General features: G+C 53.0%; 14 protein-coding genes. 2 read left to right on the top strand and 12 right to left on the bottom strand.

All coding sequences use genetic code 11. The features are described from left to right. Positions 1 to 17: 17 nt before the first annotated feature. The 9 genes from nqrM to ACTH3S_RS02160 all read right to left on the bottom strand — a co-directional run bounded on the left by nqrM (position 18) and on the right by ACTH3S_RS02160 (position 9,018). Positions 18 to 269 carry a (Na+)-NQR maturation NqrM gene (nqrM, locus tag ACTH3S_RS02200; RefSeq protein ID WP_441807385.1) on the bottom strand — a complete coding sequence of 84 codons (252 nt, stop codon included), beginning with the start codon at positions 267 to 269 and terminating at the stop codon, positions 18 to 20. Positions 270 to 281: 12 nt separating this feature from the next. Further along, a complete protein-coding gene (locus ACTH3S_RS02195) occupies positions 282 to 1,334 on the bottom strand; it encodes an FAD:protein FMN transferase (protein ID WP_441807384.1) in 1,053 nt (350 codons plus the stop codon). A gap of 9 nt (positions 1,335 to 1,343) precedes the next feature. Next, positions 1,344 to 2,570 carry an NADH:ubiquinone reductase (Na(+)-transporting) subunit F gene (gene nqrF, locus ACTH3S_RS02190; RefSeq protein WP_441807383.1) on the bottom strand — a complete coding sequence of 409 codons (1,227 nt, stop codon included), beginning with the start codon at positions 2,568 to 2,570 and terminating at the stop codon, positions 1,344 to 1,346. Positions 2,571 to 2,607: 37 nt separating this feature from the next. Then, positions 2,608 to 3,216, bottom strand: a complete 609-nt coding sequence (gene nqrE / locus ACTH3S_RS02185; RefSeq protein WP_072796844.1) for an NADH:ubiquinone reductase (Na(+)-transporting) subunit E — start codon at positions 3,214 to 3,216, stop codon at positions 2,608 to 2,610. Continuing rightward, the gene (locus ACTH3S_RS02180; RefSeq protein ID WP_441807382.1) at positions 3,216 to 3,881 is read right to left on the bottom strand and encodes an NADH:ubiquinone reductase (Na(+)-transporting) subunit D; all 666 of its coding nucleotides are present in this window, start codon (positions 3,879 to 3,881) and stop codon (positions 3,216 to 3,218) included. The genes nqrE and ACTH3S_RS02180 overlap by 1 nt, the downstream gene beginning before the upstream one ends. 2 nt (positions 3,882 to 3,883) lie before the next feature. Then, entirely contained in the window at positions 3,884 to 4,687 is an 804-nt protein-coding gene (locus ACTH3S_RS02175; protein WP_441807381.1) for a Na(+)-translocating NADH-quinone reductase subunit C, read from the bottom strand. Beyond that, complete coding sequence (locus tag ACTH3S_RS02170) at positions 4,680 to 5,888, bottom strand: NADH:ubiquinone reductase (Na(+)-transporting) subunit B (RefSeq protein ID WP_441807380.1); 1,209 nt, start codon at positions 5,886 to 5,888, stop codon at positions 4,680 to 4,682. Before ACTH3S_RS02170 ends, ACTH3S_RS02175 begins: the two co-directional genes overlap by 8 nt. 4 nt (positions 5,889 to 5,892) lie before the next feature. Next, positions 5,893 to 7,239, bottom strand: coding sequence for a Na(+)-translocating NADH-quinone reductase subunit A (locus ACTH3S_RS02165; RefSeq protein WP_441807379.1), 1,347 nt, complete (start codon positions 7,237 to 7,239; stop codon positions 5,893 to 5,895). A 264-nt stretch (positions 7,240 to 7,503) separates the two neighbouring features. After that, positions 7,504 to 9,018 carry a glyceraldehyde-3-phosphate dehydrogenase gene (locus tag ACTH3S_RS02160; RefSeq protein ID WP_441807378.1) on the bottom strand — a complete coding sequence of 505 codons (1,515 nt, stop codon included), beginning with the start codon at positions 9,016 to 9,018 and terminating at the stop codon, positions 7,504 to 7,506. Between the two features lie 141 nt (positions 9,019 to 9,159). Here ACTH3S_RS02160 and mfd point away from each other — a divergent pair, with 141 nt between their 5' ends. Both mfd and ACTH3S_RS02150 read left to right on the top strand, forming a co-directional pair. After that, complete coding sequence (gene mfd / locus ACTH3S_RS02155) at positions 9,160 to 12,690, top strand: transcription-repair coupling factor (RefSeq protein WP_441807377.1); 3,531 nt, start codon at positions 9,160 to 9,162, stop codon at positions 12,688 to 12,690. Between the two features lie 45 nt (positions 12,691 to 12,735). Further along, the gene (locus tag ACTH3S_RS02150) at positions 12,736 to 13,485 is read left to right on the top strand and encodes a CsiV family protein (protein ID WP_441807376.1); all 750 of its coding nucleotides are present in this window, start codon (positions 12,736 to 12,738) and stop codon (positions 13,483 to 13,485) included. On the opposite strand, the gene ACTH3S_RS02145 is transcribed toward ACTH3S_RS02150, so the two are convergent. Genes ACTH3S_RS02145 through ACTH3S_RS02135 form a run of 3 tightly spaced genes read right to left on the bottom strand, consistent with a single transcriptional unit; the run spans position 13,460 to position 16,080 of the window. Next, positions 13,460 to 14,245: an S-methyl-5'-thioinosine phosphorylase gene (locus ACTH3S_RS02145; RefSeq protein WP_441807375.1), complete on the bottom strand. Its 786-nt coding sequence runs from the start codon at positions 14,243 to 14,245 to the stop codon at positions 13,460 to 13,462. The two genes, ACTH3S_RS02150 and ACTH3S_RS02145, sit on opposite strands and share 26 nt — an antisense overlap. Further along, on the bottom strand, positions 14,242 to 15,546 hold the full coding sequence (locus ACTH3S_RS02140; RefSeq protein ID WP_441807374.1) for a mechanosensitive ion channel family protein: 1,305 nt from the start codon (positions 15,544 to 15,546) through the stop codon (positions 14,242 to 14,244). The genes ACTH3S_RS02145 and ACTH3S_RS02140 overlap by 4 nt, the downstream gene beginning before the upstream one ends. 33 nt (positions 15,547 to 15,579) lie before the next feature. Then, complete coding sequence (locus ACTH3S_RS02135; RefSeq protein ID WP_441807373.1) at positions 15,580 to 16,080, bottom strand: L,D-transpeptidase family protein; 501 nt, start codon at positions 16,078 to 16,080, stop codon at positions 15,580 to 15,582. Between the last annotated feature and the right edge of the window lie 35 nt (positions 16,081 to 16,115).

Below are 16,115 nucleotides of genomic sequence, written 5' to 3'. Positions count from 1 at the left end.
TCTGGATATGCCAGCGTTTACTGTTTGCGACCAACTGTGCTCGCATCATAGGCCAGCTCCTCGGACGCTACGGCCTCCGAACCGATACGCTGGTTTTCCTCTTCGCACTTTTGGGTGTTGCCGCCACAAATATCACAGGATGAGCTGATACCCAGTGCACCTATGCCACCGCAGGTGCCACTGATCGGCTTGCCACCAAAGATGACACCAACAGACATGCCAGCGACCAGCAAAACCACAATCGCTAAAACCAGAAGAAAAGTACCCATATTGCCCTCCCCTTACTGAGTAACGTAGGACGAAAACGCCGGCGTTTGATGAGATTCAAACCCGTTTTCCGTCCGGATAATAAAATAAGCCGGAATATTCTTCCGCGTGGCGAGCGCCATCGCCCGCTCATAACCCATGGCTGTAAAACCAGTCGCCAGTGCGTCAGCACTCATGCTGTCATCGGTTATAACGGTTACCGAAGCCAAATTGTGCGCAATTGGCTTTCCAGTTTCTGGGTCTATTGTATGCGAGAAGCGACGCCCTTCCGATTCGTAATAGTTACGATAGTCGCCGGAGGTAGCCAGTGCTCGGGAAGGCAGAGTAACGATACGATTTACCGTATGCTCCCCGCCCTCTGCGGGTTGCTCAATGGCAAGCCTCCACACGCTGCCGTCGGGCTTCTTACCCTGAGAGCGCACTTCGCCGCCTATTTCTACCAGGTAAGCCTTCACGCCCTCGCTATCAAGGTACCTTGCCACTACATCGACACCATAGCCTTTGGCGATGGCAGAAAGATCAATGTACTGGGGTTGCGCCGCTTTCACCGCCGGCGGATCGGTTTGTAGCGATAGGTTTTCATAACCCGTTGAAGCCAAAGCGCGGGCAAGGGCTTCATCTGACGGCACCTTTTCCGGCCGTGCGTCTGGACCGAAGCCCCAAAGATTGACCACCGGCCCGATGGTGATATCGAACGCACCGTCGGTCAGCCGTGATATCTCATCCGATCTCGCAAGCACTTCAAAAAGCGGATCCGAGACGGGATACCAGCTCGACTGATCTTCCTGGCGGTTCAACTTCGACAATTCGGAATCTTCTCGCCAAGTCGACATAGACGCATCAACCCCATCAAGAGCGTGGTCGATACCTTCCGCCAGCGCCTCAAGCCTCTCTCGGTCTTCCGGTAACACAACACTGATGTGGTAACGGGTCCCGAACACAGGCCCGGAGATTTCCCATATTTCTTCATCTGGCTGAAACGAGCAACCCGCCAGGGCCACCAATGCCAGCGTCATTACGACGCCGGCAAAGACCACCCGGGCGGGCTGTAAGATACAAGATGTCATCTGAGCGGCTTAGCCTCCGAAGTCATCCAGCATAATATTTTCATCTTCAACACCCATATCCTTCAGCATCTTGATAACAGATGAGTTCATGATAGGGGGCCCGCACATATAGTATTCACAATCTTCCGGAGCAGGATGATCCTTCAGATACTTATCGTAGAGTACGTTATGGATAAAGCCTGTAGGGCCTTCCCAGTTGTCTTCAGGCTGCGCATCAGACAAAGCAACGTGCCATTCGAAGTTGTCATTCTCATTGGCCAGCATGTCGAAGTCTTCCACGTAGAACATCTCGCGGACACTTCGAGCACCGTACCAAAAGGTGATTTTGCGCTTCGAGTTCAATCGCTTCAGCTGATCAAAGATATGGGAACGCATAGGCGCCATGCCGGCTCCGCCGCCAATGAAAACCATTTCGGCTTCGGTCTTCTTGGCGAAGAACTCACCGAATGGTCCCATAACCGTAACCTTGTCACCCGGCTTCAGGCTGAACGTATAGCTGGACATAATGCCCGGCAGGTGGTCAGTGCCTGGAGGCGGAGTAGCGATGCGGATATTGAACTTAAGAACGCCCTTCTCCTCCGGATAGTTCGCCATGGAGTATGCGCGAATGGTCTCTTCCTTGTTGATCGCCTTGAAGCGCCAGATATCAAGCTTGTCCCAGTCACCGTGGAACTCATCTTCGATATCAAAATCCTTAAAGTTGATCTCGTAAGGATCACATTCCAGCTGCACATAACCACCAGCGCGGAAGTCTACTTCCTCGCCTTCTGGCAATTTCAGCACCAGCTCTTTGATAAAGGTGGCCACGTTATGATTGGAGGCAACTTCGCACTCCCACTTTTTAACGCCGAAGAACTCTTCGGGCACCTCAATCTTCATGTCCTGCTTAACCGGAACCTGACACGACAAGCGCCAGCCTTCCTTCTCTTCACGATTGGTGAAGTGAGTTTTTTCCGTGGCCAGCATCGCGCCGCCGCCATCAAACACCTTGCACTTGCACTGGGCGCAAGTACCGCCACCGCCACAAGCAGATGACAGGAAAATACCACTGCCTGCCAGGGTGCCAAGAAGTTTGCCGCCGGCTTCCGTTTTCACGGTATGTTCCGGGTCGTCATTGATTTCGATGGTCACATCACCGGTGCTTACCAGTTTGGATCTTGCCGCGAGGATGATCGCCACAAGCGCCAGAACGATAACGGTGAACATGACCACGCCAAGTGATATTTCTAAAAACATGGTCTCGCCTTTTCGTTATACCGAATCACCGGATGAATTACAGGGAAATTCCTGAGAACGACATAAAGCCAAGGGACATCAAACCAACGGTAATGAAGGTGATACCCAGGCCGCGCAGCCCTTCTGGAACATCGCTGTACTTCAGCTTTTCACGGATACCGGCCAAAGCAATAATAGCCAGAGCCCAGCCTACACCTGCACCAAAGCCATAAACCACACTTTCACTGAAGGTGTAGTCACGCTCCACCATAAACAGTGCGGCACCCATAATGGCGCAGTTCACCGTAATCAGTGGCAGGAATACACCCAGTGCGGAGTAAAGCGCAGGGATATATTTGTCCAGAATCATTTCCATAATCTGAACAATGGCTGCGATAACACCAATGTAGGTAATCAAGCCTAGGAAGCTCAGATCCACATCCGGCAATCCAGCCCACGACAGTGCACCCTCACGCAGGATGTTGTTGTAGATCAGGTTGTTGACCGGAACGGTCAGCGTTAGAACAACAACAACGGCAATGCCAAGACCCGTAGCAGCTTCTATCTTCTTGGATATCGCAAGAAACGTACACATACCCAAGAAGAACGCGAGCGCCATGTTCTCAATGAAAATTGCCTTGAGAAGCAGGCTGATATAATGCTCCATCAGAAGGCCTCCTTATGGGTGTGGCGAGACATTTTGTAGTCCTGCTCTTCCACTTGCTCAGGCATCCAGGTGCGCAAGCCCCAGATCGCCAGACCAATAATGAAGAAGGCACTCGGCGGCAGCAGAAGCAGGCCGTTAGTAATGTACCAGCCACCTTCGTTAACCGGCGTCAGCAGAGTGACTCCGAACAGTGAACCGGCCCCTAGCAACTCGCGGAAGAATGCCACAAACAACAGCATAATCGAGTAGCCCATGCCGTTACCGATGCCGTCCAGGAAACTCAGCCAAGGGCCGTTTTTCATGGCGAAGCCTTCTGCTCGCCCCATCACGATACAGTTGGTGATGATCAGGCCAACGAAGACCGACAGCTGCTTACTGATCTCATAGGCATACGCCTTGAGGATCTGATCAACCACAATGACCAAAGAAGCGATAATGGTCATCTGCACGATGATCCGGATGCTGCCCGGTATTTGAGTACGAACCAGAGAGACCGCCAGGTTGGCAAATGCAGTAACCGCAATCACCGACAGACACATAACGATGGTGACGTTCATGCTGGTGGTTACGGCAAGAGCGGAACAGATACCAAGGATCTGCAGCCCGATTGGGTTGTTACTGAATATCGGTTCGAATAGAACCTGCTTAGCAGTTACTTCAGACATGATCAGGCCTCCCCTTCGCGAAGTTTCTTGAGGAACGGTGCGTAACCCCGGTCACCCAGCCAGTAATTAACCAGATGCTGAACGCCACGACTGGTCAGTGTTGCACCAGAAAGCGCATCGACCTTGTGCTCTTTATCGGCAGCGTTAGCACCAACGCCACCCTTCATCAGGCGAATCTGCGGCTCAGATTTATCTTCACCGTAAAGTTCCTTGCCAACCCATTGGGATTTCCAACGTGGGTTATCCACTTCACCACCCAGACCAGGCGTTTCTGCGTGAGCGTAGAAACCCAGACCTTCGATGGTGTTCAAGTCGCCCTCGAGAGACACAAAACCATACAGCGTAGACCAGAGTCCGTAACCGCTAATCGGCAGCACTACCCGCTTGAGATCACCGTTTTCGTTCAAAACGAACACTCTGGCGATATTCGGGCGGCGCTTGATCCCGGCCTTGTCTTCAGACGAAGGTATGTTAGTCGACATTTCAGGATCTGAAGCGGCCTTGTACATGTCGTACTTCATGGGGTCTTTAACCTCCACGACGGACGGTTCCACGTATTCACCCGTGTCCAGATCAACCAAACGCACGTCAAACTGGGAAAATACATCTTCGATTTCCTCAGCGCCAGCACCTTCGGGCAGCATGCCTGCTGCCGCCAGGATATTGGTCTTGATATCCAGATTCTGGTTCTTGACCTGGGCCGGGCGAAGTACCACCGCAGCGGTTGATACCACTACGGAGAACACAATACTTAGTACCAGAGCAACAAGCAGCGTTCTAGAGACAGTTTCTTTACCCTTAGCCACGAGCGAGCCTCCGTTTAACGTTTGCCTGAACCACATAGTGGTCCATAAGCGGAGCAAAAAGGTTAGCGAACAGAATCGCCAGCATGATGCCTTCTGGGAATGCAGGGTTAACAACCCTTATCAGAATAGTCATCACACCCACCAGAATACCGAAGCACCAGCGACCTGTGTTGGTCATTGAGGCTGAAACCGGATCGGTTGCCATGAACATCATACCGAAGGCAAAGCCACCCATAACCAGATGCCAATGGGCCGGAACCGAAAACATTGGATTGGTTTCAGAACCCACAAGGTTCAGCAGAACCGCCGTGGCAATCATGCCAATCAGCACACCACCCACAATTCGGTAACTGGCTATTCCCATGGCGATCAGAGCCAGGCCACCTATCATGACAGCAAGCGTAGAGGTTTCGCCCATGGAACCCTGAATAGAACCCATGAATGCGTTCATCCAACCGATGCCCTCGTTCAGCGCATCAATGCCACCGCTGGCGGCCAGGCTCAGAGCAGTTGCGCCACTGAAGCCGTCAACCGCGGTCCAAACAGCGTCGCCAGAGATCTGTGCCGGATAAGCAAAGTACAAGAACGCACGGCCGGTCAGCGCTGGGTTCAGGAAGTTTTTGCCGGTACCGCCAAAGACTTCTTTGCCAATCACTACACCGAAGGTAATGCCCAAAGCCACCTGCCAAAGCGGAATGGTTGGCGGGCAAATGAGGGCAAACAGGATAGAGGTAACAAAGAAGCCTTCGTTCACTTCGTGACGGCGCACGGTTGCGAACATGACTTCCCAGAAACCACCCACTACGAAGGTAACGAAGTAAACGGGAATAAAGTACGCCATGCCGTATACAAAGTTATCCCAGATACCTGCTCCGGCCCCGGTAACGGCAAGCGCCTGAATGAACGCCGTACGCAGGCCACCGTCTGCAATCAACGCGTCCGGATTGGTCGCCAGAAAGCTGTTGGCCTGAAAGCCGATGTTCCACATACCGAAGAACATCGCCGGAAATGCACACAACCAAACAGAGATCATGATGCGCTTGAGATCAACGCCATCACGCACGTGCGAGGTTGTAGAGGTTACCGAGCTTGGCGTGTAGAACATGGTATCGGCGGCTTCGTACAGCGCATACCAACGCTCGAATTTGCCACCCTTTTCAAAATGATGCTCGATTCCATCGAGAAACTGCCTGATAGCCATCGTATTAGCCCTCGATCTCGATTCGGGTCAGATTCTCGCGAAGAATCGGACCGTATTCATATTTACCCGGGCACACGAACGTGCACAGCGCTAGATCTTCCTCGTCTAACTCCAAAGCGCCGAGCTTCTGAGCCATTTCGGTATCACCCACAATCAGCGCACGTAGCAACTGAGTTGGCAGGATGTCCAGAGGCATCACTTTCTCGTAAGCACCAACCGGCACCATGGCGCGTTCGCTACCATTAGTGGTGGTCGTGAAGTTGAACAATTTGCTACCGGTAAATTTGGACAGGTAGATGTTCAGCACGGAAAACTTATTCACACCCGGCGTCAGCCAGCCCAGGAAGTGCCGTTTGTTGCCTTCTTCGAGCACGGACACCTGATTAGCAAAACGGCCAAGGTAAGCACAGGGGCCCTCGCCCCGACGACCGCCGAATACAGAACCAGAAATCGCGCGAACGTCACAGTCTGTGGCCACCTCACCCTCAAGAAGCTCAGGCAGGCTGGCGCCCAAACGGGTACGAACCAAGCGAGGTTTTAGGGCCTTGGGGCCGCCAAGCGCAACAATGCGGTCAACGTTTAGCTCACCGGTGGTAAACAGCTGCCCAATATCGATCACATCCTGGTAGTTAACCGTCCAGACACTCTTGGTGGAGGAAACCGGATCAAGATGGTGGATGTGCGTTCCGACGTTTCCGGCCGGGTGCATGCCGTCAAACTGTTGAACGTCAATATTGTCGGCTTTAGGTACGGACACATTGGAACCGGGTCGACCGGTTACAAAGACCTTGCCTGAGGTGAGCCGACCTAGAATACTCAGGCCGTTCTCAAAGGCTGCTGCATTCTCAGCGATCACAATAGTAGGATCAGCTGCCAGCGGATTGGTGTCCATAACGGAGACAAATATGGAGTGCGGCGCTGTGTCGATGGCCGGCACTTTGCTATAGGGGCGGGTTTTGAAAGCCGTCCATAAACCGGACTCTACCAGGTTATCGACCACCTGCTGTCGCTCCAGACCAACAAGATCGGAGTCACTGTAGCGGGCGAAGGTCTCAGCATCGTTACCATCAATCTCGATGACAACTGACTGGAATACCCGACGATCACCGCGATTGATTTCTTTCACCACACCAGCGGCAGGTGATGTGTAACGAACGCCCTCGGTCTTCTTGTCCGTGAACAGCAGCGTACCGCGCTTAACACGATCTCCTTCTTTAACAGCCATCGTCGGCTTCATGCCGATGTAGTCGAAGCCAATTAGCGCCACGTGGCGAACTGGCTTGCCGTCTGTGATGGTCTGTTCAGGAGCGCCGCTGATGGGAAGATCCAGGCCTTTTTTGATCTTAATCATTAGCCTCATCCAATCATCAGAAACTATTCTATGGATTCGTATTGCCCGACCCCAGCGGCCCAGAATAAGTTGAGAAACGGGGAGCCAGACATACCCAAAATCGCGCCAATTATAGAGTTTAAGGCAAGCTATTTCCACCTGAAACGAGAACAGGTTTGTACCGGATCGTAATCCGATGATGACCTGCCATCGTTAACAAAAAAACCCGGCGACTTTCGGCGCCGGGTTTGTGGAACTAACAGCGCCAACTCTGGCGCACTTCCCTCAGTCGCGCATGCGCTTCGGGAAGATCGGGTAAGTAATACCCGCCATCTGACTTACAACGCGAACGACCTGAGCACTGTAGCCATATTCATTGTCGTACCACACGTACAAAATCAAGCGCTTACCACCAGCGATTGTTGCTTGAGCATCAACAATGCCGGCATGGCGTGAACCTACAAAGTCTGTAGATACAACCTCGGGAGACCTCACAAAATCGATCTGCTTCTGCAACTCAGAATGCAAAGCCATCTCACGCAGATAGTTATTTACACCTTCAACATCCACCTCTTTCTTCAGATTGAGGTTCAGGATTGCCATAGAAACGTTCGGCGTTGGCACCCGAATAGCGTTACCAGTCAGCTTACCCGTCAGTTCTGGCAGAGCTTTAGACACGGCTTTTGCCGCGCCTGTCTCGGTAATTACCATGTTTAGCGGAGCACTGCGGCCACGACGACTACCCTTGTGGTAGTTATCGATCAGATTTTGATCGTTAGTATAGGAGTGCACGGTTTCAACGTGACCGTCTTCAATGCCGTACTCGTCGTATATCGCTTTCAGAACCGGCGTGATGGCGTTGGTGGTACAAGAGGCCGCAGACAGAATTTTATCTTCGTCGGTAATCCAGTCGTTGTTAATACCGTAAACGATATTCTTGATATCGCCCTTGCCCGGCGCCGTTAGCATAACTCGGCTAACGCCTTTGGATTTCAGGTGCAGACCCAAGCCGTCTTCGTCACGCCAAATGCCGGTATTATCGATCACAATGGCGTTATTGATACCGTACTGGGTGTAATCCACTTGGTCTGGGCCGGATGAATAGATAACCTTGATGAAGTTACCGTTGGCAATCAGCGCAGATTCTTTCTCATCTACACGAATGGTGCCATCAAAGGGGCCATGCACGGAATCGCGGCGCAGCAGGCTGGCACGTTTTTCCAAATCGTTCTCTGCACCACCCTGGCGCACCACAATGGCTCGCAGGCGAAGATTATTACCACCACCGGCCTTTTCAATCAGAATGCGGGCAAGCAGGCGGCCAATGCGGCCAAAGCCATAAAGCACCACATCTTTGGTGCCGTTACTGGCGTCTTCCTCAGACTGTGAATGATACTGACCAACCACCGGGCCGATTTCTTTTTTCAGGAATTCGGCCAGATCGCCACCCTGATCCTTAAATTTTACCGCCAGCTTACCGATATCGACGTGCGCACGCCCGAGCTCCATGGTGTCCATGGCCTGCAGGATGGGCAGGGTGTCGTGTACGGACAGCTCACTGTCTTCAACCTGGCGCACAAACCTATGGGCACGGATGATATCGATAACCGACTGATTGATGATGGCGCGACCGTATACGGACGTAACAATGTTGTTTTTCCGGTAAAGACGGCCAATCAGCGGAATCATTGCCTCCGCCGTGGATTCTCTGTCCATCCAGTTAGAAAGACACTGGTTCATCTGTTCGTGGCTCACGGTAGGGACCCCTGTTTCGCACGTGGAATAATTTAGGTCGGGCATTATCCAACTTAAACCCGCTAACGGCAAATACGAACTGGCACGGACATCGTATGTTTACCGCCATGACACCGTCATCTGCCGGCGTTAGAATGACCGCCTTATTGGCTTCCCAACACCCACAGCAGGAGAACACGTCTGCCCATGAATCAAGGTGCCCCCACTTCCGCGTCTCTGCAAACAATGATTGCGCCGGCATTTCCTGAGAAATCGGCCGATCATCGCACCTGGGGGCAGCTACACGGCAGCAGTGACGCCCTGGCCATTTGTGAAAGCGCCCGGGCGCACAAGGGACTCACCCTGGTGATTACCCGCAGTACGGCTGAAGCCATCCGTTTGGAGCAATCCATGCGGTTCTTCCTGGGATTGCCGGCGGAGGAAGATGGAGCCACCGTGACAGAATGCGGCCTAGAGCTATTGTCACTGCCAGACTGGGAAACCCTACCCTACGATCTGTTTTCTCCGCACCAGGATATTACGTCGCGGCGAATTCGCACTTTGCATCGGCTGCCCAGTATTCAGCATGGCGTAATTGTGGTGCCGGCTCGCACGCTAATGCACCGGCTGCCTCCAGTTAGTTATCTTCAGGGCAACACCTTGCTATTGGAAACCGGCCAATCCTTAGATATGGACAACTGGCGCCTGCAACTGACAACCGCCGGCTACAGACACGCGGAAAACGTATACGAGCATGGTGAATACGCGGTTCGAGGCTCGATACTCGACATATTCCCCATGGGGTCAAACCTACCCTATCGAATTGACCTGTTTGATAATGAGGTAGAAACCCTTCGCACGTTCGACCCGGAAACCCAACGCTCCATCGACCGAATTGAAAGCATAGAACTTCTCCCCGCCTATGAATTCCCATGGCACAAAGAAGCCCGCTCAGGTTTCCGCAACCGCTGGTTCGAACAGTTTCCAAACGCAAACAAAGACGCGCCCATCTACCAAGATGTTAGCCACGGCATTACACCACCAGGCATCGAATATTATTTGCCAATGTTTTATGAAGAGACGGCAACCCTCTTCGACTACCTGCCTGGCACCACCCACGTTTTTACCGCCGAGGGTTTGAACGAAGCGATCAGCCACTTCGACGCAGACACCCGGAATCGTTACGAAGACCGGCGCCACGACCTCCACCGGCCCATACTTCCGCCTGCCAGCCTGTTTCTGCAGCAGGATGAGCTGTTCGGCCATCTCAAAGCGTTCCCTCGGGTGACCATGACACCTGAACCTGCTGAAGGGAGTGGTGCCGTTAACTGTCATAGCCAAGCCCTGGCCGATATTGCCATGAACGCACGGGCAGCCGACCCTGCTGGTCGCCTGAAACGCTTTGTTAAGGATTTTTCAGGGCGAGTGTTGATTTGCGCGGAGTCTTCCGGCCGCCGAGAAGCCCTAATTGAAAATTTAGGCGAACACCAACTGCGACTGCAAAGCTTCGAAACCTGGCAGAGTTTCCTGGCCGATAAAAACAGCGCACTGGGCATCACCATCGCGCCCATGGAACAAGGACTGGTACTGCCCGAGCACAACGTGGCCCTGATCACCGAAACGGCTCTATTCGGCGAACGTGTCTTGCAACGCCGTCGGCGTGACAAGCCTACCGAAGTTAATGACGACGGTTATCGCGACCTGTCTGAGCTACGAAACGGCTCCCCAGTTGTACACATAGATCACGGCGTTGGCCGCTACTTGGGCCTGGAAACCATAACGGTCGAAGGAGAAGCCAGTGAGTTTCTGATGCTCGAATATGCCGGCGGCTCAAAGCTGTATGTACCGGTATCTAGCCTGCACCTGATTTCCCGCTATGCCGGCGCAGACACAGAGCACGCCCCACTGCACAAGCTGGGCACCGAGCGCTGGAGCACCGCCAAGCAAAAAGCTTTGGAAAAGATCCGCGATACCGCAGCGGAGCTTCTGGACGTGTATGCTCGCCGGGAGGCACGTAAAGGTTTCGCGTTTGAAGACCCCAAAGAAGCTTATCGAGCGTTCGCCTCCGGGTTCCCATTTGAGGAAACACCTGATCAGCAAATTGCGATCGAAGCTGTGTTCGAGGACATGACCAACGAAAAGCCTATGGACAGGCTAGTGTGTGGCGATGTTGGCTTTGGCAAAACCGAAGTGGCGATGCGCGCCGCATTCCTCGCCACTTGGTCTGGAAAACAGGTGGCAGTGCTGGTACCTACAACTCTGCTGGCACAGCAACATTACGAATCCTTCCGGGATCGCTTCTCAGATACACCGGTTAATATCGAGCTACTAAGCCGTTTTCGCAGTACAGCCCAAACCAACAAAGCCATGGAAGCCACTGAGAACGGCAAGGCTGATATTGTTATCGGCACCCACAAGCTCCTGCAGGGCGATATTAAGTTTAAAAACCTGGGATTGGTGATTATCGATGAAGAGCACCGATTCGGCGTGGGGCAAAAGGAAAAACTGAAAGCTCTGCGGGCTGAAGTAGACATGCTGAACCTCACAGCAACGCCCATTCCCAGAACCCTCAACATGGCCATGGGGCATCTCAGAGACCTGTCCATCATAGCCACGCCACCCGCCCGGCGGCTTTCCGTAAAAACCTTTGTGCGCCAGCGGGATAATCCGATGGTTAAAGAAGCCATTCTGCGTGAGGTTTTGCGGGGCGGCCAGGTATACGTACTACACAACGACGTGGCGAGCATTGAAAAAACCGCTAGTGATTTACGGGAACTTGTTCCGGAAGCCCGAGTGGGCGTAGCCCACGGCCAAATGCGGGAGCGGCAACTTGAACAGATTATGTCGGATTTCTACCACAAACGCTTCAACGTGTTGGTGTGTACTACCATTATCGAAACAGGTATCGATATTCCCAGCGCCAACACTATTATTATCGAGCGGGCGGATAAGTTCGGACTGGCCCAGCTACACCAACTCCGTGGCCGGGTTGGTCGTTCACACCACCAGGCTTATGCCTACCTGCTAACACCGCCACCAAAAGCTATTTCCTCAGACGCCAAAAAGCGCCTAGAAGCCATTGCCGAGGCCCAAGACTTAGGTGCTGGCTTTATGCTCGCAACCCACGATTTAGAAATTCGTGGCGCTGGTGAACTGCTGGGCGATGAGCAGAGCGGCCAAATCGAGAGCATTGGCTTCACTTTGTACATGCAGCTGTTAGATGAAGCGGTAAAAGCCATTCGCGATGGCCGTACACCCAATGCAGAACTGCCCCTGAGCCACGGCACGGAAATGAACCTGCGCATACCAGCGCTCATTCCGGAAGACTATCTACCAGATGTTCATAACCGCTTAATGCTCTACAAGCGAATTGCCAGTGTGAGCGACCGTAATGCATTAAAAGAGCTTCAGGTTGAGATGATTGATCGCTTTGGATTATTACCAGAACCAGCCAAAAACCTTATACAACAAACCGAACTCCGGTTGCAGGCAGAAGCCCTGGGCATCGTAAAAGTAGACGCTGGCAAGGAGTGGGGCCGCCTTGAATTTGGTAATTCAACACCCGTGGATCCACTGGTACTGGTTAAAAAAATGCAATCCGCACCGGACACTTATCGGCTTGAGGGCGCCAACAGCTTCCGTTTTCGGCTGAAGGACACCTCAACCAATGGTAAACTCAACGGCATTTGTGGAATGCTGGGCGAACTCGTGCCCGCGCAGGGCGCCGTCTCTGCCTGACTATCGCCTGAAAAGTAAGGGCTTAAATAAAACTGGAGCAATCTCTTGCAGAATGATGGTAATCGCCTGTGCCGGCTATTGGCACACACACTACTGACCGCCCTTCTGGCAGCCACCTCAATGGTGAGCCATGCGCAGCAGGCATCAAACGACCTTTACCGGGCCGAATTCGTCATTCTGGAGCGCATTGTTGACTCAAGCGCAGTGAACGAGCGCATGGTTAACCGAAAGGTTGAACCCCCTGTAACCACAGGCAAAGCTCTTTACAGTGTCGCTCAGAGTGGTTCTGTGAACTCATCCCTAAAACTCGTAAACCGTAACCAGCTACACCTTGGAAACGCAGCCAACCGGCTTGAAAACAGCGGCAACTACCGAGTGCTTATGTCTGCAGGTTGGTACGAAGCCTTCCCGCCCAACTACAAAGGTGAGCCGCTGCGTATTGAGCTAGGGGATTGGCTGGCGCAAGCAGGCCAGAGAGAAATTGAAGGCAATATCACAATCGACAGACAGCGCTACCTGCATGTCGCCGTACACCTAAACCATTGGCAGGAAAGTAAGGTTGCAGCCGCACCTATAACCGAAGGCGACGCTGCTATAACTAACAGTGACTCGGTCGAGGCACCAAGCACCCCCTCTACAACAGGCGCTGAGCTAAACCTTCAGCCTGAGGTACCATTGGAGCTGCTGACCTGGATCCGAGAGACCCGCAGAATGCGGAGCGAGGAAATCCATTTCCTGGACTCCCCCACTATCGGGGTTCTCGTGTTTTTCAGGAAGATTGAGCCAAAGCCGTAAGCGCACCAAGATCGGCCATCGAAGCTTCGAGAATCTGTTTCACGCCAGACATTCCTTGCTCGATGGCCGCTTCTATCTCATCCATGGTGATAATGTGGTCGGACTTCCCGGCGGCCCAGTTTACCACCAATCCCAGGCAAACATACCGCATACCCAGCTCAGCCGCCAAAGCGGCTTCCGGCATACCGGTCATTCCCACCAAATCACATCCGTCGCGCTCCATACGCCGTATTTCGGCTGCAGTTTCCAGCCTAGGCCCCTGAGTTGCGCCATAAACACCAAACCCTGCATGTGCGACATTCCGGTCTTGAGCAGTTTGCAACAGAATTTCCCGGGCTGCGCTATCGTACGGCCAGGTGAAATCAATGTGAGTAACGGCGTCTAACTCACCCTCAAAGAAGGTACTGGCCCTTCCCCATGTGTAATCAATAATTTGATCAGGAATAACCACGCACGCAGGAGACATATCTGGATGGATTCCACCCACCGCGTTCACCCCAATCACCGTGCGCACGCCCGCATCATAAAGCGCCTTCAGATTCGCTTTGTAGTTCACTTCATGGGGCGGAATGTTGTGGGGGTTGCCGTGCCGGGAAAGAAACACAACAGGCTGGCCATCCAGACACCCTTCGATCAGTTCCGATGAGGGGGGACCCCAAGACGTTTCTACCGATCGTGTTTCGGTGATATCCAAGCCTGACAGCGTGGTCAGGCCGGTGCCACCAATAATACCAACAGCCCGGTTTGCGTCAGAAGTCACTCTCCGTCTCCCTCGCCATCTGCTCCGCCACCCAGGGATTGTTCACCTACGTCACCTTTTTGCGTGTCGTGGCGGCGACTGCGCTGGTGTATGCCATTGCCGCGACGGGAAGCCCGCTGCGGCTCTCGGCCCTGATCCTCATCTTGCTCTTGATCCTCTTCCCTACCCCGTTCAGTGAACTGTATGTTCTCGCTCTCGGGAAGTCGGGTATCTTCAGTAAGGTGCAATGTTTGCGTAGGCAGCGCCACTTGGCCACCATGCCCCGTAATAACATCGCTGATCTTCAGCAGAACATCCTGTTTCACTTCGTGATAACGCACCCACTGGGTTGTTTTGGTGAACGCATAAACCATGATATCGAGCGATGAAGGGCTAAACGCCAAAAAATTAACAATCAACGTTTGATCGCTGGCAATGTCCTCGTGGTTCTCAAGCATCGAGCGAATATCTGCAACAACTTTCGACACTTGGCTGACGTCCGCATAGCGGATACCAATGGTTTCGGAAATTCGCCGGTTGGTCATCCGTGAGGGGTTCTCTACCGCAATGGTTGTAAACGCCGCATTAGGGACATATAAGGGGCGCTTATCAAATGTTCGAATAGTGGTCAGGCGCCAGCCGATTTGCTCCACAGTGCCTTCAATACTGCGATCTGGTGAGCGAATCCAGTCACCGACCTTGAACGGCCTGTCCATGTGGATAATAAAGCCGCCGAAAAAGTTGGCTAGCAGATCTTTGGCGGCAAAACCCACTGCAATGCCACCAACGCCACCGAATGCCATCACCCCCGAAATGCTGTAGCCCAACGACTGCATGCTGATCAAAACAGCTGTAACAATCACCACTGCCCGGGAAACCTTACTCACCGCATTAACGCTGGTGTAGTCCATGGGCTTTTTCATTTTTACGGGAGAAACAAGAATACTCTCAATCTCCTTGATTATTCTCATCAACGCCCAGACGACAATAAAAATGAAGCCAATCTGCAACAGGGTTCCATTGGCCTCGAAAATCGCTGCATTGGAATAGTGGTGGGCAACTTCGGCAGCCCAGTACACACCCTGCAGCCAGACAAACGCCACCACAGGCGTACGAGCCGCATGAAGCGCAGAGTCATCCCAAACGTTATCGGTTTTGGCGAACTTTCGTTCCAGAGCGCCAATCACATGACTGGCAATGTACGCAACGGTGGCGGTTCCGAATACCAGCGCAAACACCACGATACCCACGCGCCAAGCCTCAGATAACACGCCAAAATTTGCGATCCAGCCATTTAAGGTGGACATCATTTCTCCGATCATGGGATTCCTTTAATCAGTCTTATCAATTAGGTTTCAGCGGATGGTAACCGGCATACCCGGCCGGGCACAGTCGAACAGCTCAATAACATCGTCATTGCGCATACGAACACAGCCATGGGATAACGCTTGCCCCATGGGCACCGTCTCGGGCGTACCATGTATGTATATAAACCGGCGGAAGGTATCAACGCTGGCACCACGATTTCTCCCCGGCTCCAGACCGCAAAGCCAAAGAATGCGGCTAAGAATCCAGTCTCGATCAGGGTATCTGGCAGCCAATTCGGGGCTATAGATCTCACCCGTGGGACGGCGGGCACGAAAAACTGTATTCGCAGGAAGCTTGGCACCTATCATGGCGCGAACGTAGTGTTCGCCCACTGGGGTACAGCCGCTGCCGTTTTGTTCACCTACACCGTTGAGCGCGGTGGAAACAGGATAGCTTGCAACCACACCACCGCTCTCATCGAGCAGAGCTAGAAGCTGTGCATCCAGGCTGATATCAATTGAATAGACAGTGCGGTTACGATGGCTCAAAACGGTTTGGGCTCCCCCAAGAGTTCAGGAGGAAG

The sequence above is a fragment of the Marinobacter sp. genome (genome assembly GCF_052094685.1).
Classification (GTDB): Bacteria; Pseudomonadota; Gammaproteobacteria; order Pseudomonadales; family Oleiphilaceae; genus Marinobacter.
Note: the sequence above shows the minus strand (reverse complement) of the source record. Positions and strands in the feature narration are given on the sequence as shown.